This is a genomic window from Stieleria sedimenti, assembly GCF_025060895.1.
Taxonomy (GTDB): domain Bacteria; phylum Planctomycetota; class Planctomycetia; order Pirellulales; family Pirellulaceae; genus Stieleria; species Stieleria sedimenti.
The window spans coordinates 1-2,776 of record NZ_JANZKV010000070.1; the positions used below are offsets into that span (position 1 = coordinate 1).

Genomic DNA, 2,776 nt, shown 5'->3' on the forward strand with positions numbered 1-2,776 from the left:
GCTGGAATCCCTCCGGGATAGCTTGAGCGCCGCGATGGGTGAAGGTTTTTTGCAGTTGGTACGACTGGTACCTGGAAAGTGAGCAAGAAAGTTCAAAGGGGCCGGAGTCGGCCCCACCTTCCACCACTCAGCTCGAGTTCGCCTGGGTCTGGGAAACTGGCACCGTCGGGCTGGATTCGTTCTAATCAGGTCCTGTGACCGGCCCACCTGAGGAGCGACAAAGTTCCGGCGCACGATCTATCCACGTTCCGCCGTATGCGCGGATCGATCGCAATTCGTTCGCCAAAGCGAGACACATCGACTGACCACATGACCGAGACGACGCAAGCTCAGCCGCTCGTGGAGACCATCCCTGACGATCTACTCGAACTGTGGAAGAAGGGTCCGCTGATGCTGGCAACACGAGCGAGGCTTCCAATTGTCGAACTTCGCGACCGTACGCTGATCCTTCGATGGTGCCACGATGTGATTTCTGCGGATGTATCGGAATGTCACTTCCGTGTCGGTAGGCCGTGGAAGATGAAGCACAATTCAAGATCGGCGCGTCCACTGGTTCCGTTCGGCAATCATGATTTGATCCTCGTCGATTTTCCGCCACTCTATCGCGGGTTCTTCTCCGGCAGAACGCATTCGTACAACACGGCCCCGGTCGGCTACACTGAAGCTTCCCTTCAGGCATGGAAACGTGCTTTGGCCCCATTGATCGGTGAACCAAGCGAAGAACCAAAGTCGCCGATCGCGAGTTTTTTGGAATCATGAGTTTTGGGCGGCGACTTGGCCGTGCCCTCTGACGACCACCGTTCGCGCTGCTAGCCAACGCTTGACGATTCGAACTGTTGATCGTGACATCGCTGACTCCGACGAATTGGATGGATCAGGGATTGCCGGCAGAGCGAAGTGTCTTAGGCCCGGAGGGCCGGTAGAGTGTCTGCCGGTGGCGTCAGCCACCGGGGGTGGATTCAATGAAATGCCCAAGGCCCAGCGGGCCGGCACAATGCCGAGCGTCGAGTGGACTGGGAGACCGATTGTGTCGGCCTTGCAGGCCTTCGTGATTCACTCCTTTTGATTCCTGTGGCTGACGCCACCGGCAAGCATTGTGTCAGCCCTCCAGGCTTCATCCCGACTCTACAAAGAAGTCGGTACAGCAAGGGGAGTGAAATGTCCCACGGCGATTCCGATCGAGTACATTGGCAGTGTGCGACGCTGGCCCGTGGCGTCGTCGTGGCCGGACGCGCCAACCATGTGGTACATCGCAGTCGGCGTGTCGAGTTTGTTTTTAGTTCAGGTCGATCGCGTCGACGCGGTGACCACAGGACATTCCGCCTACTGCCTGACGATCAACCGGTGGCATCGTTGACCTATCTCGTGATTTTTGTTGCGGCCTGCATCGCCGGATACTTGGCTTTGCATTATGGCGAGAAGGCAGCTTGGAAGCGTCGGGCGGCAAGGCTTCGCAGACGCGATCAAACGTCAATGGACGATTGGATTCACGCTATTCCAAATATTCCATCCGAATCAATCGTCTGTTGCGTTCAACTGATTGCCAATACAATTCGAGTCAATCCGCGGGTTTTACGACCAAACGATGCATTTGAAAACCAGCTTTCAGTTGTTGATGGTTTCTTCTGCATTGTGGAGAGCGACGATACTGATGAATGCATTCGCGACAGGATCGAGGAGACAACCGGTGTACGTCCTCGGAAAGGATGGCAAACCCTTCGTGATGTCGTCGAAGAATTTTCGGAGATACGAAACCAACGCAAGGAGGGCGGAATTATCGAATGCACATGAGCGACGGAGTCAAGTTTGAGTCTGTGTTTAGGTCTTTCGCCCGTCCCCGTGATTTCTACCGTTCGTCCAACAAGATTCACTTTCCTGGAAAAATCAATGTCGTGGGACGCAATCATCATGCGATTCGGTGATGCAAAATCGATCGATGAGTTTCCTCCGGACTTCACTCCGCCACCGGTTGCTGACTCTGCTACGCTGCAAGAAACGCTACGCCGATTGTTCCCGGATGCTGACCACGAAGATGAACGCTCATTTCTCGTCGGTGATGACTACTGGCTTGAATTTAACCACGGATGCCATACTGATGAATCTGGCAGTGTTTCTGCCGTTGGCATTCGATCAAACGCAGGTAGCGGCTCAATCCCGCATTTAAAAACTTTGTGTGACGCGCTTGATGCACGGTTGCTCGACATACAGACGAGCGAGTTCGCAGATTTTTCTTCGGACACAGAGAGTAGTATGCACGCTTTCTCGGAATGGCGAGATCGTGCGTTGTTGCAGCGACGGAACCAAGACTAAGACGGGAGAACCCGGCGAACGCACGTAAGGATCGAACGGAAAATAAGTGTCGGAACCCACTTATTTTCCGTGCGTTGCTAAGTCGCCGAGTTGAGTTGATTGAAGTGCTTCGTCGTTCGCGGCGACCACGTGATCGCTACCGTTGAACTTAATCGAATTGCTTTCCGCTTCGACGGTTAATGTGCGTTCACGGTGGGGCGGGGTTGCATGAAACTTGCTGCTGCAAGGCTAACGCCAGCTTCTTGAGTGCTCTGGCCGTAGGTGATCAGCGATTTGGTGCGACAGCCGTATTGATCTCTTGTGGCCAATCATGTGATCCAGCGGCGCATGACACCCCCGTCACTCGCGTTGTGTGGTCCGAGGGTGTTTTTCTTTGATTCAATGACGAATCCGACTCTGCACACGACGCGCCGCTCCTTGGGAGTCGAGCGTCTTGGGATGTTTGCAGTGCACCAACGAGATCAAA

General features: G+C 54.5%; 2 protein-coding genes. Both read left to right on the top strand.

Features of this window, described 5'->3' with window-relative positions:
* Positions 1-1,158: 1,158 nt before the first annotated feature.
* A complete protein-coding gene (locus tag NZK35_RS11065; RefSeq protein WP_259632594.1) occupies positions 1,159-1,791 on the top strand; it encodes a hypothetical protein in 633 nt (210 codons plus the stop codon).
* Positions 1,792-1,887: 96 nt separating this feature from the next.
* Positions 1,888-2,310: a hypothetical protein gene (locus NZK35_RS11070; RefSeq protein WP_259632595.1), complete on the top strand. Its 423-nt coding sequence runs from the start codon at positions 1,888-1,890 to the stop codon at positions 2,308-2,310.
* Positions 2,311-2,776 lie beyond the last annotated feature (466 nt).